Origin of the sequence: Mesorhizobium sp. M1328, from assembly GCF_040318075.1 — a bacterium.
Classification (GTDB): Bacteria; Pseudomonadota; Alphaproteobacteria; order Rhizobiales; family Rhizobiaceae; genus Mesorhizobium.
Map to the genome: position 1 here is coordinate 131,834 of NZ_JAMYLO010000014.1, position 21,684 is coordinate 153,517.

Sequence of the window (21,684 nt, forward strand, 5' to 3'; positions counted from 1 at the left end):
CTGCGCGCCGCATTACTGCCCCGGCGTTGAGCTGCGCCGCTGGGCCAGCGACTTCATGGCCGGACGCTTTGTCGCCAGCCGGGATCAAACCACCGTGTTGAGATCGCATAAATCTTGACTTTTTTGGTGGCGACACAATCTTCGAAATAGTCGGGGGTTCTCTTAGTCGGCTCAGCCGAAGTCCGTGTATCTGCATGCCCAGCCTCAAAAGCCACGTCGTGTCGTTCGTCCTCAGGTACAGTCGCAAGAAGGCGTTTTCCAGCCCGGAGAACCTGCAGCGCTGGATCGCCTATGCGCGCAAGACTGAAAACCATCAGCCGCCTGCGTCGCTGCAGTCGCGCCTGGAGATCACAACCCGCACGATCAGCGGCTTCCCCGTCTACGAGATCGCTCCCCAGGCTGGCGAGCGGAGGCGGATTCTCTACCTGCACGGCGGCGCTTACGTCTTTGAAATCACACCCTATCATTGGCGGCTGATCGCCGACATGGCCGACCGTCTCGGGTTCGGCATCACCGTGCCGATCTATCCCATTGCTCCCGAACACGATTTCCACGCCATGTTCGGCATGGTCGGCGCCGTCTACCGCCAGATGTTCGGCGAAACCAGGGCGAATGACATCATCTTCATGGGCGATTCCGCCGGCGGAAACATGGCCGTCGTGCTGACCATGATGGCTGCGCAAGACGGCCTGCCCTTGCCATCACGCCACGTGCTGATTTCGCCCGGCCTCGACGTGTCGCTCGCCAACCCAGAAATGTATGAGGCTGAACGCAACGATCCGTGGCTAGGCATTGCTGGCGGCCGCGAGGCGATCCGGCTTTACAGCGCCGGCATAGATCCCACCGACTGGCGCATCAGCCCGGTTTACGGCGACCTGTCGGTGCTGCCCAAAACGCTGCTGCTGACCGGTTCACGCGATCTGCTCACCCCCGACAATCTGATCTTCGCGGAAAAGGCACGCGCGGCCGGCGTCGAAATTGAGGTCGTCCACGAGCAAGGCATGTTCCATGTCTGGCCGTTGATCGACATGCCGGAGGCGCGACGCGCGCGGGACAGTATAGTGGCCTTCTTGACCAACGAAACTGACAGTTACCATGCCACGGCAGGCGAGTTGTCGCTGCAAAGGACAGACCGCGACGGAACCCCTCGCGATCTGGTTGCGCCGCTCAGGTCGTAGTTTGGGTCAGAACTTCCCAGTTTCCCTGAACACCTCAAACGTCGCGCGGATATGGTCGGCGACTGCCTTCACCGGCGCGCTGGCGTCTGGCGTCACCACCATGGCGAGATTGTAGGTGCCGATGTCAGGCATGCCGTCCTTCGGGCACAGCTCGACCATGTCACTGCCGAGGAACGATTTCGGCAGCGGCGCGACTGCAAGATCCGCCATGATCGCGGCGCGCTGGCCGGCCGTGTGTGCGCTCATATAGGCGATGCGGTAGTTGCGGCCCTCGCGGCCAAGCGCCTCCAATGCCCCTGCCCGCCAGGCACAGCCCTCTTCCCACAATGAGACCGGCAGCGGCTCGCGCAGATGCGCGCAACCGCCCTTGGCACCGGCCCAGACGATCGGCTCTGTGAGCAGCACTTCGGCGCCGATCGCGCTGGTCTTGTAGGAGTTGGTTAGCAGCGTGATGTCGAGCGCCCGGTCGTCCATGCGCCGGCGCAAATTGACGCTCTGGTCGATGGTGACGTCGACCGCGATTGATGGATGCGATTGTGCGAACCGCTTCAGCACATGCGGCAGCACACGTTCGCCGTAATCGTCCGGCGAGCCGAGCCGCACCACCCCGACAATGTCTGGAATGATGAACTTCGACACCACCTCGCGATTGATCGACAGCAGGCGGCGCGCATAGCCGAGCAGCATCTCGCCATCGGTGGTCAGCGTCACCGAACGGGCGTCGCGCGCGAACACCGAGCGGCCGAGTATGTCCTCCAGCTTCTTGATCTGCATGGAGACGGCCGACGGCGTGCGGAAGACCGCATTGGCCGCAGTGGTGAAGCTGCCGGTCTCGGCGATTGCGACGAAAGTGCGCAGAACATCAAGATCGAGCAGCGGCAGCGGATGATTGAGTGGGGCGTTCATGGGAATCGACCTTCAATTTTTCTGATGCAAACCATCATTCCATTTCGTTTGATTGAACATCAGTTTGGGAGGATAGTCAACTCCATCGAAGGCAGGCTGCATCGAAGTGGTCCGGGAAACAACCATGACACGGACCTGCAATCGACACGAAATGAAGCTGAAACAAACCCGGTGTACCGCCTGACGCTGCAAGCGCCGGGAAAATCCCGGCCCAACGCGAAGGAGAATGAGATGTCTATCCTGTCATCCATCGGTCGGATCGCGACCGAATTCAGTGAGGCCCGCGCCCGCTACCAGACGGAACGCGCCATCCGCGCACTGCCGATTGAACTGCAGAAGGATATCGGCTGGCCCGAAGCTGCCGACGCCAAGGCCGGCACTCGCCATGGCGTAGGATCCTGGGCTGGAGCAAAGTAAACCGTGTGTATCAACAGCTGAAGGCCTGCCGCGCAGATCAGCCCGGCAGGCCTTTTTGTTTGTATTCAAATGATTTCCCCGAGCCATGTCGCCGCCGCATGACGCATATGAGCAAGTCGCATAGCAGCCCGTGCCGGCAATCAACACATTGTAAATAATCGAAAATCCTGGGCAGAATGCCCAAATTTGTCGCATTCCGTGTCGCTTTTCATATCAAGTGCTTCGCTTTTGCGATTTAGTTTCCCCTCACGTAAGCCTATATCATCATCAACAAACGAGCTGCCCCACTCCATCAAGCGAAGGCGACCCGTCTGAGCAACCGAATGGAGATGATCATGAAGCTTTTTGCCCGCCTCTTTGCCCGCCGCGAAATGAACCTGACGACCGCGCTCGAGCGCCAGCGCCTGGCCAACACCATGCCTGGCCAGACCGGCGCCATGGCTGCCGCGCGCCTCGGCTTTGTCGCCTGAGACAGCAAATCTTGGCGGAAGCAGTCTAGCGCTGCGTCGACGTCGATCCAGCGCCGCTTTGGCTTTGCCGAGGCGGCGTTTTCGTGTGCGCAGACTGCGTCGGCTCGTTTGGTCGATCCGGCGGCACATTGTGCCCTTCGCCGCATAGCGATTGCCCATTTGCGACCCATGTCGCAAATAAAGTCTTTCCGTTGCCATCTAGCCAATTGACAGGAAACGTTTTTCCTGATGTCGCTATGCTGATCGCGACATCCTGTTCGCGCCATTGCAGCGTGAGGATCTACCCGTGAACGTCGTAAAGCACCCGATCCGGCGATCGTTTGTATTCTTCCTGGTCCCCGATTTCACCATGATCGCCTTCGCGACGGCGCTCGATCCGTTGCGTTCGGCCAACCGCATGCTCGGCTATGAAGCCTATCGCTGGCGGCTCGCCAGCATCGACGGCAAGCCGGTGCGCGCCTCGAACGGCGTCGAATGCGCCGTCAACACCTCGCTGGAGGAAGAGCGCAAGAAAATGTCCGGACCGGACCGGCCGAACATGGCCATCGTTTGCAGCGGCATCAATGTCGAGCGCTATCAGAACAAATCGGCCTTTGCCTGGCTGCGCGAGGAGTACAATCGCGGCGTTGCCGTCGGCGGCCTGTGCACCGGCGCGCATATCCTGGCCGCCGCGGGCCTGCTGTCCAACAAGCGCTGCGCCATCCATTGGGAGAACCTGCCGGGCTTTTCCGAGGCGTTCCCCAAGGCCAATGTCTTCGCCGACCTCTTCGAGATCGACCAGAACATCTACACCTGCGCCGGCGGCACCGCTGCGCTCGACATGATGCTGAAGCTGATCGGCGACGATTTCGACGAGAGCCTCGTTAACCGCGTCTGCGAGCAGGTGCTGACCGATCGCGTGCGCAGCCCGACCGACCGCCAGCGCCTGCCGCTGCGCGCCCGCCTTGGCGTGCAGAATTCCAAGGTGCTGACCATTATCGAGCTGATGGAGGCCAATCTCTCCGAGCCGCTCTCGCTGATCGAGATCGCTGACCATGTCGACCTGTCGCGCCGGCAGATCGAGCGCCTGTTCCGCACCGAGATGGGGCGCTCCCCTGCCCGTTACTATCTGGAGATCCGCCTCGACCGCGCCCGGCACCTGCTGATCCAGTCGTCGTTGCCGGTGGTCGAAGTGGCGGTCGCCTGCGGCTTTGTTTCCGCCTCGCATTTCTCCAAATGTTATCGCGAGTTGTACGCCCGCTCGCCGCAACAAGAACGAGTCGACCGCAAGCAGCTTCTGGCGGCTTGATCGGACCATCGGCTGAACGAAGCCTGCCTAGTCAATGCACTTCGGCCGTGCGCATCGCCTCGACGCGGATGTCTTCCGTCAGCCGCGCCTTCAGTGCCGAAAACTCCGGGCTGGTCTTCAGCGTATAGTGGCGCGGATGCGGCAGGTCGACAGCGACATCCGACTTGATGCGGCCAGGCCGCGCCGTCATCACCACGACGCGCGATGCCATGAAGATCGCCTCCTCTATGTCGTGGGTGACGAACAGCACCGTCTTTTGCCGGCGCTCCCAGATGCCGAGAAGCAGTTCCTGCATCAGCCCGCGGGTCTGGTTGTCGAGTGCGCCGAACGGCTCGTCGAGCAGCAGGATCTCCGGATCGTTGGCCAGTGCCCTGGCGATCGCGGTGCGCTGCTGCATGCCGCCTGAAAGTTGCTTCGGCCAATGGTTCTCGAAGCCTTTAAGCCCGACGAGATCGACATAGGACGCGACGATATCGTGCCGCTCTCGTTCGGCCATTCCGCGCTCGCGCAGGCCGAAGGCGATGTTGTCGGCGACCGTCAGCCACGGGAACAGCGTATAGGACTGGAAAACCATGCCACGGTCTGGACCCGGCCGGTCCACCACCCTGCCGTCGAGCAGAACACGTCCCTCACTCGGCGCTTCGAGGCCGGCGACGATCCTGAGCAGCGTCGACTTTCCACAGCCGGATGGCCCCAGGATGGTGATGAAGTCGTTGGCAGCAACCGCCAGATCGACCGGCATCAGTGCCTGGACCGGCTGCCCGCCGCCGACACCGGCGAAGGTGCGCGAGACGCCTTCAATGAGCAGCTTGCTCACGCCAGGCTCCACGGAAACAGCCAGCGGTTGAGCGCCTTGAAGGCGAAATCAGACAGCAGCCCGATCAGGCCGATGACGATGATGCCGAAGATGATCTGCCCCGTCGCCAACCGCGACTGGCTGTTGATGATCATGTAGCCGATGCCCGACGACGAGCCGATCAGCTCGGCGACGATGACATAGGTCCAGGCCCAGCCGAGCACCAGGCGCAGGGTTTCGGCGATCTCGGGCGCATTGGCCGGCATGATCACGCGCCGCACGATGCCGTTGTCGGACGACCCAAGCGTATAGGCGGCCTCGACCAGGTCGCGCCGTGTGCCGCCGACCTTGACCGCGATGATCAGGATGATCTGGAACACCGAGCCGACGAAGATCACCAGCAGTTTTTCGAGCTCGCCGACGCCCGCCCACAGGATGAGCAGCGGGATGAAGGCCGATGCCGGCAGATAGCGGGCAAAGGAGACGAACGGCTCCAGGAACGCCTCCACCGGCTTCCAGGCGCCCATCACGATGCCGAGCGGGACGGCAACGATGGCCGCCATCAGAAACCCGCCGAAGACGCGCCAGATGGTGATGAGGATGTCGAGCCAGAAGCGGTCCTCGACCAGCAGCCGCCAGCCGTCTCGCACCATCGACAGCGGATCGGCAAGGAAAATGCGATTGACGTGGCCGCCAAGCGTGATCCACGCCCAGAACGCCACGAACAGCACGAAGAACGAGATGCCGAGCACGGTTCGAGTGCCCGGCGAGACCGGATGCAAGGGGCGCGGCATCTTCGACCGTCCTCTGATCTGAATGAAAAAGCGGCGGCGCACGCGCCGCCGCCGGGCGACAATCCTGCCGGTTAGTCGGCGACGGCGCTGGTGTCGGCCAATGTCGAGACGTCGGGCGCTTCCTTGATCAAGCCCATCTGCAGCAGAAGCTCGCCGGCGGTCTTGGAAAAGTCCTGGAATTCCTTGGTGAAGAACTGCTTGTTTTCGGCCTTGTCGGCCCATTTCAGGTATTTGGCCGACTCTTCGAACTCCTTGGCCGACTGCTTCACGTCGGCGCCCATCGTTTCATAGGATTTCGCGGGATCGCTCTTGATCAGGTCGAGTGCCTCGAAATAGCTGTCGGCAAGCGCCTTGGCCGCATCCGGATTGGCCTTAAGGAACTCCGGCGTGCAGCCGACTGTATCGAGGACCATCGGATAGTCGAGAGTGGTCACAAGGATATGGCCCTGGTCGGACTTGTCGCGCACCGCCGAGATGAACGGCTCATAGGTCACCGCCGCATCGTTCTGTCCGGCGAGAAACGCCTGCGCCGCCGCGTCCGGCTCCAGGTTGACGACCGTCACGTCCTTGGTCGACATGCCGTTCTTGTTGAGCACCCAGGCCAGCATGAAATAGGGCGACGTGCCCGGCGCCGAGGACGCGACCGACTTACCCTTGAGATCGGCGACGGTCTTGATGTCGTTGCGGGCGACAATGCCGTCGGCGCCGTAGGACTTGTCGAGCTGGAATATCTGCTTGGTCGTCACACCATTGGCGTTCCAGACCAGCCAGGTCTCGACCGTGGTGGCGGCGCATTGCAGGTCGCCGCTGGCGATGGCGAGCGGCCGGCTGGCTTGCGGCACCTTCTTCAAGGTGACGTCGAGGCCGTGCTTTTCGAAGATGCCGGCCTGCTTGGCGAGGGTCAGCGGCGCAAAGCCGGTCCATCCACTGATGCCGATGCTAACCGATGTGGCGGCCATCGCCGGCGCGGACAATCCGACGGCAAGCGTCAAGCCTGCGGCAAGAATTCCGATCCTGTTCATCTCGGTTCCCCTTTTTATGTGTTCGGATGGGGAATTGTGTCACAGACGCCCACAGGCTTGTCAATGAAGCAGATGCTGCACTGCGGTATCTCACTACCGGCAGTAAACTTCGCCATTAGCGGGTGTTGTACATCCAGCTGCGATCGCGCCACATTTTTTCGCCGACCAGGCAGTCGGTGTCGGGGATGTCCTGTGCCAGCACCAATGGCGGATGCGCCGCCTCTTCGGCCGCTCGCTGCGGCGAGGCCGGACCAGCAAGCTCCAGCACCAGCTTGCGGCGGATTGCCTCCGGAAACTGCGTCCAGTCATTGACCGGGATCATGAAGGAGCCCGGCCCGCCGATGACGCAGTCGCTGTAGTAACGGTCGAGATTGTTGACATCATAAGCGCTGCTGAACCCGCCCCTGGTCATCAGCGGCAGGCCGTTGACGGTGATGCCCTGCTTAATCACGGCGTCGCGGGTGATATCGACAGGTGCGCCCTGGTTGTTGGGGCCGTCACCCGAAATGTCGATCACCCGCTTGACGCCCTGGAAGCCGCTTTCGGCAAAGAGATCGCTGGCGAATTCTAAGGCGCCGGAGATCGAGGTGCGCCTGGCACTGGCCGGCGGATGAGCGGAAAGCTGCGCTGCCAGCCGCTCAGCGTCGGCACGATTGGCGATCACCGTCCATGGCACCACGACCTGCTGCCAGGTCGCGCCAGCCCATTCGACGTAGGTGACGGCAATCTTGCCATGAGCGCCTTCGCCGATTGCCTGCAGGACATCGTCGTGCGTCAGCGCCGCCGCATAGCCATGACGCTGGATTTCGAGCTCGTCGGGCGACATGGACAAGGATACGTCGACTGCCAGCACCAGTTGGACATCAACCGGCTCGGCGGCGCGGGAGTTTGCAGTCAGCCACAGCGCCGACGCCAGCGCGGCGGCGCCCGAGACGAGATGTCTTGCACGGGCAAAAGCAGACATGCCGCACGGTAAGCGAAAATCGCCGATCGACAAAGAGAAAAGCCCGGTGGAGAGCCGGGCTCATCCGGTCACATTTTTGCGAACCGCCGGAAAATGAATTTCATTTGTGGATGCGGTGCCCGCCCCGTCCCCGCCACTCCACGGCCTTCTCGACATCCGTCTCAGGGAATGGGTCCGGCTTCGGTTTTCTAGTACCGACCCCGCGCGCTGCCCTCCAGTTCGGCTTGAATGACGGCGGAAGCCACAACAGAATACCTGCACCCGCGGCAGGCAAGATGATCGCAAAACGCAGAATTGAAAGTACGATGCCGCAGATGCCGACGATCTGCGCGGCCCGGCGGACGCCGAAGCGTCTCAGGAACAAATGTCTTGCAATCACGCCGCCATCCAGATCGTAGGCGGGCAGGATGTTGAGAACGATAAGCGACACGTTCAACAATGCGCCAATCCAAAGCGTCCATTCCAGAGGACCGGCCGACCTTGACGGCAGCCACCCGAATGGCCTTTCGGGCGCAACTGGGATGAGTTCTCCAAAAACCAGATAATAGGCCGCAGCGAAAAACGCGGCGAGCGCGACGTTCGCCAGGGGACCCGCTATCGCAATCCGCGCCCAGGCAGGCGATGGCGCTGCGGCGCGTTTGAAACGCGTGAGCCCGCCGAAGAGATATAATTCTATCCTGTCGGTGGCGACGCCTTGTCGGCGTCCGATCCAGGCGTGTGCCAGTTCGTGCAAAAATATCGACGCAAATAGAAGCGCTGCAAAGATAGAGGTATGGATCAGTGCATCCTTGGGTCGGCTCGCCCACTCGTTCAGGAAGGGCAGCACGATGGGAATTGCCAAGGTCCAGCTGACGCGAACCGGGATATTCCGGTTCAGCTGAAACACAAGCGCATCGTTTTTTCTGTCCCAGCCGATCCGCCGCAAAGGCACCCCCCAATCGCAGCGCGACGGTAAGCGAGAATCATCGCTCCACAAAGCGAAAAGCCCGACGATGAATCGGGCTTCTGCATTCAGGTCCTGCTGGCACTACTCGGGCTGCCTGTGTGGAGAATCGGCAAGCAAGCAACGTTCAGCTGCGCGGATTGAGGTTCTCCGGGTCGTAGAGCGGCCTGTAGCCGACGGCGGCCACTTCGACCGGGTATTTCTCGCCGAAATATTCGACGCTCAGCTTGCGGCCCTCCTGGCAATAAGCCCAGGGCAGGTAGGCGAGCGCGATGTTCTTGCCGAGGGTCGGACCATAGACCACCGAGGTCGTGAACGACCGACGGCCGAGCTCGTCAACCAGCGTCTCACCGGTTTGCGGATCCATCACCGGCATCATGCCGACCGGATAGCGGGGAACGCCGTTGGAATCGGTATTGTCCGTCATGATAAGCGTGCAAAGCATGGCCGGCTGATGCGCCCGGGCGCGATATTCCAGATGCTTTGCCTTGCCGCAGAAATCGGCCTCCTTGACCTTCGGGCGGGCAAGGTCGGCTTCCAGCAGATTGTATTCGGTCAACAGATCCGCGTTCTGCAGGCGCAGGCTCTTCTCCATGCGGCGGCTGTTGGCATAGGTCTCGACGCCAAAGGCCATCACGCCGGTCGACCGCAGCGCGTCCCAGACGGCCAGGCCGTCCTCGTAGCGCATATGCAGTTCCCAGCCTTGCTCGCCGACATAGGAGATGCGGAAGGCGGTCACGTCCTTGCCGGCGATCCTGACGGGCTTGATCGCGGCAAAGGGAAAATTCTCAGGCGTCAGTCCGTCGGGGTTTTCCACGACCTTGCCCAATGTTGCCCGCGCGTTCGGACCCCAGATGCCGACGGTCACATATCTCTCGGTCACATCGGTGACGGTAACGTCGAAGCCTTTGTCCTCTGCCGTCCGGCGCATGTACTGGAAGTCGCGCGGCCCGGCATCAGCGCCGTCGATGACGCGGCAGCGGTCGGCCATGCGGATGACGGTCAGGTCGGCGCGGACCATGCCTTCCTCGTCGAGGAAATGCGTATAGATGCCCTTGCCGATATTGCCGTCGCCGCCGATCTTTGCCGCGCACAGCCATTCCATCAGCGCGACATGATCGGGACCTTCCACGTCGTACATGGCGAAATGCGAGAGGTTGACGATGCCGCAATCCTCGCTCATGGCGAGATGCTCGGCATTCGAGACGCGCCAGAAATGGCGGTTGTCCCATTCGTTTTGGCGCACCGGCACCCGGTTGCCGTATTTCTCGAGCAAATGCTCGTTGGCGGCGTAGCCGTGGGCGCGCTCCCAGCCGCCGAGCTCCATGAAATAGCCGCCGAGTTCCTTCTCGCGCTCCCAGAAGGGCGAGCGGCGGACATTGCGGGCCTTGGAGAAGGGCTCACGCGGATGCACCGCCGGGTTGTAGACCTTCATCGCGGTTTCGGTGCAGCGGTCCCAGATGAACTGCTCTTTGGTCTGGTGCGGATAGAAACGCGAATAGTCGATGGCGTGGTGGTCGATCGCCGTGCGGCCGTCCGTCATCCAGTCTGCGATGAGCTTGCCCATGCCGGGGCCGTCCTTGACCCAGATGGCAACGGCATACCAGAGGCCCCTCACCTTCTGGCTTTCGCCCATCGATGGGCCGCCGTCCGCCGTCACCTGCAGCAGGCCGTTGAAGGAATGGCTCTCATTGTAGCCCAGCTCGCCCAGGATCGGCGTCAGTTCCATGGCGCGCTCGAGCGGCGCCAGGATCTGCTCCATGTCGAGATCGCGTTGCGACGGCGAAAGCCGCGCCTCGTTTTTCTCGAGAATATCGCGCGGATGGCAAAGGCGCGGATTGGTCTCTTCGTAATAACCCCATTCGATCTGCCCGCCTTCGGCGGTCTTGGGGTCGCCGGTATCGCGCATGTAAGCCGAGTTGCCCTGGTCGCGCAGCAGCGGCCAGCCGATCTCCTTGCCGGTGCCGGCGAACTCAGTGTACGGCCCGAAGAAGGTAAGCGGATGGTCGATCGGCATGACCGGCAGGTCCTCGCCCGCCATTTCCGCAATCAGCCGTCCCCAGATGCCGGTGCAGACCACGACATAGTCGGCTTCGATGGTGCCGCGGTCGGTCACCACGCCCTTGATGCGGCCGTTCTCGATGACGAGCGACCTGGCCGAGGTGTTGGCAAACGCCCTGAGTTTGCCGGAGGCTTCCGCCTGGTCGACAAGCTTGCCGGCGACGGTCTGCGAGCGCGGGATGACGAGGCCGGCGTCGGGATCCCACAGGCCGCCCTGTACCATCTGTTCTTCGATCAGCGGGAATTTTTCCTTGATCTCGGCGGGATCGATCAGGCGCGCGCGTGTGCCGAAGGCCTTCGCCGAAGCGATCTTGCGCTTGATTTCCGCCATACGGGCGTCGTCGCCGACGCGGGCGACCTCGAGGCCGCCGATGCGCGCGTAATGACCCATCTTTTCGTAGAAATCGATGGAATAGAGCGTCGTCCAGCACGACAGGAAATCATGGCTGGTCGTGTAGCAGAAGTCGGAGGCGTGCGCCGTCGAGCCGATATCGGTCGGGATGCCCGATTTGTCGATGCCGACAATATCGTCCCATCCGCGCTCGATCAGGTGATGGGCGACCGACGCGCCGACGATTCCGCCCAGCCCGACGATGACGACCTTCGCCTTTTCCGGAAATCCTGCCATTGCCCGCGACTCCAAGATGCTATTGCGGCAGACTATAGGGCGGCGCGGCGGCGCGCTTGCAGCCTGTTTGCGACATCGCCAAAAAAGCCCGCGCCACCAGCTCGTCGAATGCAGTTAGACCTACGCCTTCGCCCTGCTCGGTACGAAGGCGCTGCTAGAGCCAGTCCTGCGCAGCTTCGAAGAAAAGTGCGTACCTTCATCGCCGATTACCGGAAGCAAATAAAAGGCCGGGCGTTTGCCCGGCCTTCAAAAATCATGGCGTCGATGTTACTTGATGCGCGCGACGCCACCCGAGATCTCGATCGTTTCCGAACCGGTCAGTGCCTCGAGGTCGCCATTCGGCAAGGTAACGAAACAGCCGCTCGGGCAAAATTCCACGGTTTCGCCGGCGGCCAGCGCCAGCTCGGTCTTGCCGCCGCCTTCCGTCACGATCAGCGTGCGGGTCTCGGCGTCCTTGTTGACCGCGCTGGCGGCATGGGCCGAACCGCCCACGGCCAGAAAAGCGATGGCGGCGACGAGAGACTTCCACATTTTGCAATATCGGTGTTGCCACCGCCCCTGTTGCATTTCGCAAGGCATTCTCGCCGTTTGCAGGTGAGCTTATATGCAATGCAAGCTGAACGGCAACTGAATGCCGCATTCATGCCGCAATTGGTTTCCGAAGGCTTGAAGGCAAGCTCCAAACAGCTAGTCAGGATCGGGCTTCCGCACCTTGCGTCCCGACTTGGCGAGACGTTTCGCCTCTGCCGCCGCGAGGACTTTTGCTTGCTCTCGCTCGGCGAATTCGACTTCGATCTTGTCGTCGTCGATCGGCCACGCCTCGTGCTTTTTGGTCTCGACGACGGCGCGCGGCGCCGACGGAATTTCGATATGCTGGTCGGCGAACACATCGAAGATAGTAAAGCGGATGTCGTTCTGGACGATATTGCCACTAAGAACGTCTGCCAGGAACACGCGAATCTCGAATTCGAGTGCGGCCGGGCCGAAATTGGAAAACAGCACGAAGGGTTCCGGATTTTTCAGCACCAACGGATGACTGCGCGCAATCTCCAACAGGACGCCATGCACGTGCTTGACGTCGCTGCCATAGGCGACGCCGACCTTGATGTCGACGCGGCCGAGTTTGTTGCGGTGCGTCCAGTTGCCGACCGCATTGTTGATCAGGTTTGAATTGGGCAGGATCACCGATTGCCGCTGGAACGTCTCGATCTCGGTGGCGCGTACGCTGATCTTCTTGACCGTGCCGCTGATGTCGCCGGCGACGATCCAGTCGCCGACCTTGAACGGCCGCTCGGCCAACAGGATCAGACCCGACACGAAATTCGAGACGACATTCTGCAGGCCGAAACCGATGCCGAGGGACAGGGCGCCGGCGACCAGCGCGAGATTGGAGAGGTCGATACCGGCCGCCGAGATGCCGACCAGTGCCGCGACCGCGACGCCGGCATAACCGACCGCCAGCCGGATCGAATTGCGCACGCCGGTGTCGACCCGGCCGCGCGCCATCACCGAGCCGTCGAGCCAGCCCTGGAACCAGCGCGTCAGGAAATAGCCGATGATGAAGACGACGACGCCGGTGAGGATGCCGGTGACCGAGATCGTCACCGAGCCGATGGTGAGCCCGGTCGCCAGCTTGTAGGCCCACGCCTGGATGTCGCCGGGCTGGAAGCCCCACATCAACAGGATCAGCGGCAGGAACACCAGCACGATCATAATGTTGATGGCGGCGCTGACGACAAGCCCGAGCTGGTCGAGCGCGGTCTCTTCATAGCTTGAATTGGCCGATAGCCAGCGCCCGATCGAAGTGTTGGCGAAACCGCCTTCCTCGCCGATCGCCCGCGCCGACAGGAAGCCGATATAGGCGGTGACCAGGATCGTGCCGGTGACCACGACCTGCACCGAGACGAAAATGGCAAGGCCGATAAAGCCGAGCAGCGCCGACGCGATGGTGAATAGCCCCAGCGCGACGGCGGTGTAGCGCAGCCATGCCGGCCACGGGCGCCAGCTCCCGTCGGCAGCCTTGAACGGCTTAAGCAGGCTCATCAGGATCAGGATGACGCCGACGCTGATGGTGGCGACAAAGCTTCTGGCGATGGTCAGCGACAGCGGCGAGCCCATCTTGTCGTTGACGACCGACAGGAAATAATTGATGCCGATGGCGACGGCCATGGCAGTGGTCAGCCGCACCAGCCAGCGCGCCGGGCCGGTTTCGACAGGGATCAGACGCCAGTTCGGCAGCCGCGGTTCCAGCGCCGAATTGGTCAGCCGGTTGACGCAGAACACCACCGCGATAACGGCAACCAGCGCATTCAGGAAGATGCCGATGTCGCCGCGCAACACGTTATAGTAATTGAAGAAGAAAATGGTCGAGACAAGGAAGACGCCAACCGCCAGCGTCGGCAGCAATGTCGACCAGAACGCCACCGACAAGCGGCTGAGATAGGAGGGATCCTCGACGGAAGGATCGGCTTCGAAGACGCGGCCGAACAGGCGCCGCCCGCCGACGAAAAGCACAGCAGCCAGCGCGAGCGCCATCAGGGCCGCGGCAAGAATGGCCTGGAACTTGAACTTGAAGGCGAAGCTCAGCCAGGACGACACCGCCTTATAGAAACTGGTAAATTCGTCGTTGGCGTCGGAAATGACCTCGGGGCTCAATGCATCCGACAGCACGTAGCGCTTGGTGAGCTGATTGCGGAACAGCTGGCTGCGCATGTTGCCTATCTGCTCGATCAGCCCGCTGATGCGGATCGACAGGGTTTGCGCCGTGGCGATGACGGCATTGATTTCGGCTTTTTCGGAGGCCAGCGCCTGGCGTTCGCCGGTCACGATATCGGGCTCGGCCGGCTGGCCCGCGGCCGGTGGCGGACCCAACTGCTCGAGCCGACTGTTGATCTCGCTCAGCCGCGGCCGGAAAGCGAGCGCGCTGTTCAGCGAAGCGCGCGACATTTCTTCCAGCTGCAGCCGAATATCGACAAGGCTGGCGTCATCGTCGCCGTCCTGCTGGATCTTCTTTTCGAGGTTGTCGGTCTTTGTCGTCAGATCTTGGAGGATCTTCTGCTGATCACTGACCAGTCCCGCAGGCGCCTGGCCAAGCCCTTGCGCCACCGCTCGCAACGAAAGCGGCGCCGTGGCGACAAGCGCCAGGACCAGAACGAAACGGATCAGTCGGAAAAACATGATTGTCTGGCGACTCACGGGCGATAAGGCGTTCTAAAGGCCCGCTCTTGATAAAGACCGACATATCTGGGGGCAAGCCGTCCCTGACGGCCCGCTTTCGAAGTCGGCCAATCGAAGTCGCCAATCGAAGTCGGGGAGTCGAAAAGCGATGGCGCAATCTTGGCTTTGCATTGGCGGCCTGCTCTATAGTCTGCCGCAAAGCCTGAAATGGATGACAATAAGAATGGCGGAATATTCGGCCTTTTCGCTTCTCAAAAACGCGCTGACCGGAAACAAGGACTGGAAGCCGGCCTGGCGCAAGCCCGACCCGAAAGCGTCCTACGACGTGATCGTCATCGGCGGCGGCGGCCATGGCCTGTCGACCGCTTACTATCTAGCCAAGGAGCACGGCATCACCAATGTCGCGGTGCTGGAGAAGGGCTGGCTCGGCTCCGGCAATGTCGGCCGCAACACCACGGCGGTCCGTTCCAACTATCTCCTGCCGGCCAACACGCGCTTTTACGAGCATTCGATGAAGCTGTGGGAGAACCTGGCCCATGACCTCAACTACAACGTCATGTTCTCGCAGCGCGGCTGCCTGAACCTCGCCCACACACCTGCCCAGCTCGACGACTATGCCCGGCGTGGCAACGCCATGCGCCATCTCGGCGTCGACGCCGAACTGATGACCCCCGCCGAAATCGCGCGCCTGGTGCCGGCGCTCGACGTCTCGGCCACCGCGCGTTTCCCGATCGTCGGTGGCCTGATGCAGCGGCGCGCCGGCACCGCCCGCCACGACGCGGTCGCCTGGGGCTATGCGCGCGGCGCAGATCGCCGCGGCGTCGACATCATCGAAAACTGCGAGGTCACCGGCTTCCTGCGCGACGGCGACCGCATCACCGGCGTCACGACGACGCGCGGCGAAATCCGCGCCAAAAAGGTAGCCGTCGCAGTGGCCGGCAGCACCGGGCGGGTCATGCGGCTTGCCGGCATCGAGACGATGCCGATCGAGAGCCACGTGCTGCAGGCCTTCGTCACGGAATCGCTAAAACCCTTCATCGATACGGTCCTGACCTTCGGCATGGGCCATTTTTATATGTCGCAATCGGACAAGGGCGGCCTTGTCTATGGCGGCGATCTCGACGGCTACAACAGCTACGCCCAACGCGGCAGCCTGCCGATCGTCGATGAGGTGATGAGCGAGATGCTGGCGCTATTCCCGGGGCTCGCCCGCGTCCGCATGCTGCGCTCATGGGGCGGCGTCTGCGACATGTCGATGGACGGCTCGCCAATCATCACCACCGGTCCGCTGCCGGGCATGTATCTCAATTGCGGCTGGTGCTATGGCGGCTTCAAGGCGACGCCGGCTTCCGGCTGGTGCTTTGCCTGGACCATTGCCAAGGACGAGCCGCACGATCTCAATGCGGCCTTCACGCTCGACCGCTTTTACCGTGGCCTGGTGATCGACGACAAGGGCCAGGGCGCCACGCCCCGGCTGCATTAGGCCATGATCCCGAAAAGTGGAAACCGGTTTTCGGACAAGATCATGGTCAAACGAGAAAGTTTAAGAAATCCATGCTCATTACCTGCCCCTATTGCGGTCCGCGCGACGTCATCGAGTTCACCTATCAGGGCGACGGCAACCGCCTGCGCCCACAGCCCGCCTCGCAGAACCTCGACGCCTGGAACGCCTATGTCTACGATCGGCTTAACCCGGCCGGCGACCACAATGAGATCTGGCAGCATTCCGGCGGCTGCCGCGCCCATCTCAGGGTCGTACGCAACACGCTGACGCACGAGATCTCCAGCACCGCGTTCGCGCGCGGCGACCACAACTCGGTTGCGCGGCACCGGGCCGAGGACAAGCCATGAGCCCGCGCCGTAGCGAGGCCGGCGGCCTCATCGACCGGCTGCGGACCATCCGTTTCACCTTCGACGGCGCCCCCTATACCGGCCATGCTGGCGACACGCTGGCTTCGGCGCTGCTGGCCAACGGCGTCTCCCTGTTTGGGCGTTCGTTCAAATATCACCGCCCGCGCGGCGTGCTGACTGCCGGCGTCGAGGAGCCAAACGCGCTGGTGACGGTGTTGAGGGGCGAGGTTCGCGAGCCGAACATTCCCGCCACCATGGTCGAGATCTATGACGGGCTGGCAGGAATCAGCCAGAACCGCTTCCCCTCGCTTGCCTGGGACGTCAGTGCCGTGAACCAGCTCGGCGGCAAGCTTTTGTCGGCCGGCTTCTACTACAAGACCTTCATGGGACCGGTGATAGGTCCGCTGAAGGGCACGCGCTTCTGGATGTTCTGTGAGCATTTCATCCGCCGTGCCGCCGGCCTGGGCAAGGCAGGCACGGCTCCCGATACGGCGCGCTACGAACGCATGAACGCGTTTTGCGATGTGCTGGTGGTCGGCTCCGGCCCGGCCGGACTGATGGCCGCCAGGGCGGCCGCCGATCAGGGTGCACGCGTCATCCTGGCCGAGCTCGAGCCGCATTTCGGCGGCTCGGCCAATTGGTCGGGCGAGACGATCGATGGCATGCCGGCCGCCGACTGGGCAGCGCGCGCCGCCGGCCAGCTCGAAGGCCGTGACAACGTCCGCCTGCTGCCGCGCACCACCGTCTGGGGCTATTATGACGGCAACACACTTGCCGCGATCGAACGCGTCACCGACCACAAGGAAAAGCCCGGCAAAGGCGAGCCGCGCCATCGCTACTGGACGATCCGCGCCAAATCGGTGGTGCTGGCCACCGGCTCCCTGGAGCGTCCGCTGGTCTTTCCGGGCAACGATCGGCCAGGCGTAATGCTGGCGCATGCTGCCGAGCGTTATGCCAATGAATATGGCGTGCTGCCCGGCGACAGGATCGGGGTGTTCACCAACAATGACAGCGCCTATCGCTCCGCCCTTGCGCTGAAGAAGGCCGGCGCCGTGGTCGTCGCCATCGTCGACGTGCGCCCTGAGCTTTCGAGCGAAATGCGCAAGCTGGCCGGCGAAGCGGAGGCCGAGATCCTTTCTGGCCACGCGGTGATCGCCACCGAGGGCGGCAAGGCGCTTTCCGGCTTCAAGGTGCAGCGCTTCGACATGGTCAACGGCGCGCTTTCCGGCGATGCGCGCAGCATCCACGCCGACTGCCTGCTGATGTCGGGCGGCTGGTCGCCGACCATCCATCTGGCCAGCCAGGCCGGCGCCAGAGCGGAATGGAACGAAGCATTGCAAGCTTTCCTGCCGCCCAAGCCCGCAACACGGCAATGGATCGGCGCCGGCGCCTTCACCGGCAGTTTCTCCACCGCCGAGGCGATCACCGAAGGCCGCGCCGCCGGCCTTTCCGCTGCGGGCGCAACCGCCACGCCGGCGGCCTTGCCTGCCATCGAGGCAAGACCTGGCGATCCCGATCCGGCGCCGGTGTTCGAGATCAAGGCCGAAGGAAAGAGCTTCGTCGATTTCCAGCATGACGTGACGGCGGATGACGTGCGGCTGGCGCATCGCGAAGGCTTCGTCTCGGTCGAGCATCTGAAGCGCTACACTACGCTCGGCATGGCGACGGACCAGGGCAAGAACTCCAACATACCCGGCCTCGCCATCATGGCCGAGGCGCTGGGCAAGCCGATCCCGCAGGTCGGCACGACGCGCTTTCGCCCGCCCTTTTCGGCGGTGTCGATCGGCTCGCTTGCCGCCGAACGCTTCGGCGATCTGAAGCCCGAGCGGCTAACGCCGATGCATGACTGGCACGTCGCCAACGGCGCCACCATGTATTCGGCCGGCCTCTGGTACCGGCCGATGATCTACGGCCATCCCGGCGAGACGATCGAGCAGGCCTATGTGCGCGAAGCGAGAGCCACGCGCGAGAGCGCCGGCATCGTCGACGTCTCGACACTTGGCAAGATCGCGGTGCAAGGCCCGGACGCGGCGGAATTCCTCGACCGCGTATACACAAACATGTTTTCGACGCTGGCCGTCGGCAAGGCGCGCTACGGGCTGATGCTGCGCGAGGACGGTCTCGCCTTCGACGACGGCACCACGTGGCGGCTCGGCGAGCAGGATTTCCTGATGACCACCACCACCGCCAATGCCGGCAAGGTGATGCAGCATCTGGAGTATTTCCTCGACGTGATCTGGCCGGAGCTCAAGGTCCACGTCACCTCGGTGACCGACCAATGGGCCGGTGCCGCCATCGGCGGGCCGAAAGCGAGGCAGATATTGGCCGCGTGCGTCAGCGGCACCGCCGTCGACAACGCCGCCCTGCCCTTCATGGGCATCGTCCACGGCGAAATCGCTGGCGTGCCGGTGATGATCTGCCGGCTGTCCTTCTCCGGCGAAATGGCCTTCGAGGTCTATTCCGGCGCCGGTTACGGCACCCATGTTTGGGAGGCGCTGATCGAAGCCGGCAGGCCGTTCGGGCTGGTGACCTACGGCCTGGAGGCGCTGGGCACCATGCGCATCGAGAAAGGCCACGTCACCGGCGCCGAGATCGACGGCCGCACCACGGCACGCGACCTGCATCTCGACTGGATGCTGTCGAAGAAGAAGCCGTTCATCGGTTCGGCGATGATGGACCGCGAGGGGCTGATCGCACCCGACCGCCTGGAACTCGTCGGTATTGTTTCGCTCGACAACCAGCCGCTCAACGGCGGCGCACACATCGTCGAGGAGCTTGACGAAGCCAATCCGCACGGCTCGCTCGGCCACATCACCGCCTGCTGCTATTCGCCGGCGCTCGGCAAATATATCGCGCTTGCCCTGGTCAAGGGCGGCAAGGCGCGGCGCGGCTCGCGTGCCTATGTTTCCGACCCGTTGCGCAACCGGTTCGGGCCGGTCGAGATCGTCTCCAACCATTTCTTCGATCCGGACGGGAGCCGCATGCATGGTTGAACGCCAATCACCGCTTGAGCCGGTGCTGCATCCAGGCTCGCATGGCAATTTCGAGCACGGTGTCGAAATCATCCTCTCCGAAACCAGGCAGGGTTCGATCCTGCAGCTCGCCGCCTGGCCCGGCGAGGAGAAGAAGTTGATGGCCGGCATCCATGCGGTCACCGGCCTGGCTTTGCCCGACGGTGCCGGCGGCGGTGTCACGGACGGCGTCAGGTCGGTGTTTGGCTTTGCGCCGGGAAAGTTCACTGTGGTCGATGAAGCCGAGGGATTGGCGTCGGCCTTTGCCAGTGTCGTCACTTCGGCCATCGGTACGGTGACCGACCTTTCGCACGGCCGCACCGCGATCCGTATCGCCGGGCCGAAGGCCGAGTGGGTGCTGGCAAAATTCTTCGCCATCGACTTCGCGCTGCCGGCGTTCCCGATCGGCGCCGGCCGCTCGACCATGCATCACGACGTCTTCGCGCAGATCCAGCGCACCGGCGCCGATCAGTTCGACATCTATGTGTTCCGCTCGTTTGCCCGCTCGTTCTGGAAGGCGCTCTGCCACGCCAGCGAGGAAGTCGGCTACGAAGTGCAGTAGCTAGACGGCGCGTCGTCACCTTACTCGGCGAACGTCACCCACTCTTCCAGCGGCGCGCGGTCGGTGCGGAAGGCATTTTCGGGCTTGGACGTATCCTCATGGCCGAGCGCCATGCCGCAGACGACGATCTCCTCGTCGGGGATGTTGAGCACCGGCCTGATCTGCCGGTGATAGGGCGCGAAGGCGGCCTGCGGGCAGGTGTGCAGGCCCCTGCCCCGCGCCGCGACCATGATGTTTTGCAGGAACATGCCGTAGTCGATCCACGACCCCTTGTTCAGCCGCCGGTCGACGGTGAAGATCATGCCGACCGGCGCATCGAAGAAGACGAAATTGCGGTCATGCTGCGCACGCATCCTGTCGACCTCGCGCCGGCCGATGCCGAGCACGCCGTAGAGGCCGAAGCCGTTGGCCCGCCGTCGCGTCAGATAGGGTTCGAAGAACTGGTCGGGATAGTAGCGGTACTCGTCCCACTCGGCCTTTTCGGCGCGGATGCCCGAACTGAGGATGGCGTCGGTGATGCGCTGCTTGACCTCGCCTTTGGTCACATAGACCTTCCAGGGCTGCATGTTGGTGCCTGAGGGCGCGCGCGCGGCAACGGCGAGAATACCGCGGATGGTGTCGTCGTCGACCATGTCGGGCAAGAAGGCGCGTACGGACCGGCGCGAGGTGATCGCGTCATCGACGATCGCCGCCGCAATCCGGGAGTTGTTTTCCAGCATGGGCTGTCCCTTTGCGCATAATCCTGGAACCCGGCTATCCGGAAAGGATCATGCGCCGACTAGAAGTGATGGAGCATCCTTGCGAGTTTCTATGAACGCTCGACGCCCTATCCGCCTCGACCGGACGCCCCACTCTCCGCTCGTGCGCCGAGCCTTTGCCTGAACCGTCAAAATGGCGCAAGTAAATCTTGTGGGTTCATGAAAATCATCTTGATTTTTTCACAGACCTGCGGTCACATGAAATTTGCCAAGAATTTTTCATCGAGATTCTTCATTTTTCACCAAGTGATTCATCAAAGGGAGTGGCTTTGCCCTCGATCGCCGCAAGACCGGAACAAGATAACGGCGAACGACTGCTGGCCAGCGACATTCGCGCGTTGCGCAAGGCGCGCGGCCTGACGCTTGCCGAAATCGGGCTGAAGCTCGGCCGTTCCGTCGGCTGGGTCAGCCAGGTCGAGCGCAGCCTGTCGATCCCGTCGCTCGGCGATCTCAGGGCCTTCGCCGAATTGTTCGGCGTGCCGGTCAGCCTGTTCTTCAGCCATGACGTGCCTGTCGAGACCGAACGCGGCGTGGTCGTGCGCGCCGGCAACCGGCGCACGCTTGGCACAAGCGATTCCGGCCTGGTGGAGGAGCTTCTGTCGCCCGATCTCGGCGGTAGCTTCGAGATGCTGCGTTCGGTCTTCGCCCCCGGTGCCGAGCTGAAGAGCGAGGCGCGCCGGCCGACCGAGGAAGCCGGTTACGTCGCGTCCGGCAGCTTCGACATCGAAATTGCCGGCGTCTGGCACCGGCTTGGAGAAGGCGACTCCTTCCGCTTTGACGGCAAGCCGTTCCGCTGGCGCAATCCTGGAGCGGAACCGGCTGTGGTGATCTGGGTGGTTTCGCCGCCCGTCTATTGAT

General features: G+C 62.7%; 19 protein-coding genes. 9 read left to right on the plus strand and 10 right to left on the minus strand.

Annotated features, from left to right (window positions below):
• Positions 1-194: 194 nt before the first annotated feature.
• Complete coding sequence (locus NKH23_RS22980) at positions 195-1,178, plus strand: alpha/beta hydrolase (protein WP_292654722.1); 984 nt, start codon at positions 195-197, stop codon at positions 1,176-1,178.
• Between the two features lie 6 nt (positions 1,179-1,184).
• Here the strand turns inward: NKH23_RS22980 and NKH23_RS22985 are convergent, their stop codons facing one another.
• A complete protein-coding gene (locus tag NKH23_RS22985; protein WP_352913224.1) occupies positions 1,185-2,084 on the minus strand; it encodes a LysR substrate-binding domain-containing protein in 900 nt (299 codons plus the stop codon).
• A gap of 231 nt (positions 2,085-2,315) precedes the next feature.
• Between NKH23_RS22985 and NKH23_RS22990 the strand changes: the two genes are divergently transcribed.
• The 3 genes from NKH23_RS22990 to NKH23_RS23000 all read left to right on the plus strand — a co-directional run bounded on the left by NKH23_RS22990 (position 2,316) and on the right by NKH23_RS23000 (position 4,259).
• Entirely contained in the window at positions 2,316-2,501 is a 186-nt protein-coding gene (locus tag NKH23_RS22990; protein ID WP_352452109.1) for a hypothetical protein, read from the plus strand.
• A 335-nt stretch (positions 2,502-2,836) separates the two neighbouring features.
• Positions 2,837-2,971 carry a hypothetical protein gene (locus NKH23_RS22995; protein ID WP_013894968.1) on the plus strand — a complete coding sequence of 45 codons (135 nt, stop codon included), beginning with the start codon at positions 2,837-2,839 and terminating at the stop codon, positions 2,969-2,971.
• A gap of 349 nt (positions 2,972-3,320) precedes the next feature.
• Entirely contained in the window at positions 3,321-4,259 is a 939-nt protein-coding gene (locus tag NKH23_RS23000; protein WP_302895626.1) for a GlxA family transcriptional regulator, read from the plus strand.
• Between the two features lie 31 nt (positions 4,260-4,290).
• Here the strand turns inward: NKH23_RS23000 and NKH23_RS23005 are convergent, their stop codons facing one another.
• The 8 genes from NKH23_RS23005 to NKH23_RS23040 all read right to left on the minus strand — a co-directional run bounded on the left by NKH23_RS23005 (position 4,291) and on the right by NKH23_RS23040 (position 14,644).
• Positions 4,291-5,076, minus strand: a complete 786-nt coding sequence (locus NKH23_RS23005; protein WP_352719710.1) for an ABC transporter ATP-binding protein — start codon at positions 5,074-5,076, stop codon at positions 4,291-4,293.
• A complete protein-coding gene (locus NKH23_RS23010) occupies positions 5,073-5,849 on the minus strand; it encodes an ABC transporter permease (RefSeq protein ID WP_292654712.1) in 777 nt (258 codons plus the stop codon). The genes NKH23_RS23005 and NKH23_RS23010 overlap by 4 nt, the downstream gene beginning before the upstream one ends.
• A gap of 71 nt (positions 5,850-5,920) precedes the next feature.
• Positions 5,921-6,871 (minus strand): ABC transporter substrate-binding protein, encoded by a 951-nt coding sequence (locus NKH23_RS23015; RefSeq protein WP_352719712.1) that lies wholly within the window; start codon positions 6,869-6,871, stop codon positions 5,921-5,923.
• A 115-nt stretch (positions 6,872-6,986) separates the two neighbouring features.
• A complete protein-coding gene (locus NKH23_RS23020; protein WP_352719713.1) occupies positions 6,987-7,835 on the minus strand; it encodes a DUF1194 domain-containing protein in 849 nt (282 codons plus the stop codon).
• Positions 7,836-7,935: 100 nt separating this feature from the next.
• A complete protein-coding gene (locus tag NKH23_RS23025) occupies positions 7,936-8,760 on the minus strand; it encodes a site-2 protease family protein (protein ID WP_352719714.1) in 825 nt (274 codons plus the stop codon).
• A 145-nt stretch (positions 8,761-8,905) separates the two neighbouring features.
• Complete coding sequence (locus tag NKH23_RS23030; RefSeq protein WP_352978406.1) at positions 8,906-11,467, minus strand: GcvT family protein; 2,562 nt, start codon at positions 11,465-11,467, stop codon at positions 8,906-8,908.
• 267 nt (positions 11,468-11,734) lie between these two features.
• A complete protein-coding gene (locus NKH23_RS23035) occupies positions 11,735-11,998 on the minus strand; it encodes a hypothetical protein (RefSeq protein ID WP_023676533.1) in 264 nt (87 codons plus the stop codon).
• 156 nt (positions 11,999-12,154) lie between these two features.
• Positions 12,155-14,644: a mechanosensitive ion channel family protein gene (locus NKH23_RS23040; protein ID WP_353025980.1), complete on the minus strand. Its 2,490-nt coding sequence runs from the start codon at positions 14,642-14,644 to the stop codon at positions 12,155-12,157.
• 223 nt (positions 14,645-14,867) lie between these two features.
• Here NKH23_RS23040 and NKH23_RS23045 point away from each other — a divergent pair, with 223 nt between their 5' ends.
• From NKH23_RS23045 to NKH23_RS23060, 4 genes are all read left to right on the plus strand, one after another.
• Positions 14,868-16,127: a sarcosine oxidase subunit beta gene (locus NKH23_RS23045; RefSeq protein ID WP_352978409.1), complete on the plus strand. Its 1,260-nt coding sequence runs from the start codon at positions 14,868-14,870 to the stop codon at positions 16,125-16,127.
• 71 nt (positions 16,128-16,198) lie between these two features.
• Positions 16,199-16,495 carry a sarcosine oxidase subunit delta gene (locus NKH23_RS23050; protein WP_352978411.1) on the plus strand — a complete coding sequence of 99 codons (297 nt, stop codon included), beginning with the start codon at positions 16,199-16,201 and terminating at the stop codon, positions 16,493-16,495.
• Entirely contained in the window at positions 16,492-19,488 is a 2,997-nt protein-coding gene (locus NKH23_RS23055) for a sarcosine oxidase subunit alpha (protein ID WP_352978413.1), read from the plus strand. The genes NKH23_RS23050 and NKH23_RS23055 overlap by 4 nt, the downstream gene beginning before the upstream one ends.
• Positions 19,481-20,068 (plus strand): sarcosine oxidase subunit gamma, encoded by a 588-nt coding sequence (locus tag NKH23_RS23060; protein ID WP_352913215.1) that lies wholly within the window; start codon positions 19,481-19,483, stop codon positions 20,066-20,068. The genes NKH23_RS23055 and NKH23_RS23060 overlap by 8 nt, the downstream gene beginning before the upstream one ends.
• A 20-nt stretch (positions 20,069-20,088) precedes the next feature.
• Here NKH23_RS23060 and NKH23_RS23065 read toward each other — a convergent pair whose 3' ends face one another.
• On the minus strand, positions 20,089-20,787 hold the full coding sequence (locus NKH23_RS23065) for a nitroreductase (RefSeq protein WP_352978414.1): 699 nt from the start codon (positions 20,785-20,787) through the stop codon (positions 20,089-20,091).
• A 308-nt stretch (positions 20,788-21,095) separates the two neighbouring features.
• Between NKH23_RS23065 and NKH23_RS23070 the strand changes: the two genes are divergently transcribed.
• Entirely contained in the window at positions 21,096-21,683 is a 588-nt protein-coding gene (locus NKH23_RS23070) for a helix-turn-helix domain-containing protein (RefSeq protein ID WP_353025982.1), read from the plus strand.
• The last annotated feature ends 1 nt before the right edge of the window (position 21,684 follow it).

Bases quoted from the DNA above. Each gene is read 5' to 3' on its own strand.
- NKH23_RS22980 (WP_292654722.1), top strand. From the start codon at position 195: ATGCCCAGCCTCAAAAGCCACGTCGTGTCGTTCGTCCTCAGGTACAGT.
- NKH23_RS22985 (WP_352913224.1), bottom strand. From the start codon at position 2,084: ATGAACGCCCCACTCAATCATCCGCTGCCGCTGCTCGATCTTGATGTT.
- NKH23_RS22990 (WP_352452109.1), top strand. From the start codon at position 2,316: ATGTCTATCCTGTCATCCATCGGTCGGATCGCGACCGAATTCAGTGAG.
- NKH23_RS22995 (WP_013894968.1), top strand. From the start codon at position 2,837: ATGAAGCTTTTTGCCCGCCTCTTTGCCCGCCGCGAAATGAACCTGACG.
- NKH23_RS23000 (WP_302895626.1), top strand. From the start codon at position 3,321: ATGATCGCCTTCGCGACGGCGCTCGATCCGTTGCGTTCGGCCAACCGC.
- NKH23_RS23010 (WP_292654712.1), bottom strand. From the start codon at position 5,849: ATGCCGCGCCCCTTGCATCCGGTCTCGCCGGGCACTCGAACCGTGCTC.
- NKH23_RS23015 (WP_352719712.1), bottom strand. From the start codon at position 6,871: ATGAACAGGATCGGAATTCTTGCCGCAGGCTTGACGCTTGCCGTCGGA.
- NKH23_RS23020 (WP_352719713.1), bottom strand. From the start codon at position 7,835: ATGTCTGCTTTTGCCCGTGCAAGACATCTCGTCTCGGGCGCCGCCGCG.
- NKH23_RS23030 (WP_352978406.1), bottom strand. From the start codon at position 11,467: ATGGCAGGATTTCCGGAAAAGGCGAAGGTCGTCATCGTCGGGCTGGGC.
- NKH23_RS23035 (WP_023676533.1), bottom strand. From the start codon at position 11,998: ATGTGGAAGTCTCTCGTCGCCGCCATCGCTTTTCTGGCCGTGGGCGGT.
- NKH23_RS23040 (WP_353025980.1), bottom strand. From the start codon at position 14,644: ATGTTTTTCCGACTGATCCGTTTCGTTCTGGTCCTGGCGCTTGTCGCC.
- NKH23_RS23045 (WP_352978409.1), top strand. From the start codon at position 14,868: ATGGCGGAATATTCGGCCTTTTCGCTTCTCAAAAACGCGCTGACCGGA.
- NKH23_RS23050 (WP_352978411.1), top strand. From the start codon at position 16,199: ATGCTCATTACCTGCCCCTATTGCGGTCCGCGCGACGTCATCGAGTTC.
- NKH23_RS23055 (WP_352978413.1), top strand. From the start codon at position 16,492: ATGAGCCCGCGCCGTAGCGAGGCCGGCGGCCTCATCGACCGGCTGCGG.
- NKH23_RS23060 (WP_352913215.1), top strand. From the start codon at position 19,481: ATGGTTGAACGCCAATCACCGCTTGAGCCGGTGCTGCATCCAGGCTCG.
- NKH23_RS23065 (WP_352978414.1), bottom strand. From the start codon at position 20,787: ATGCTGGAAAACAACTCCCGGATTGCGGCGGCGATCGTCGATGACGCG.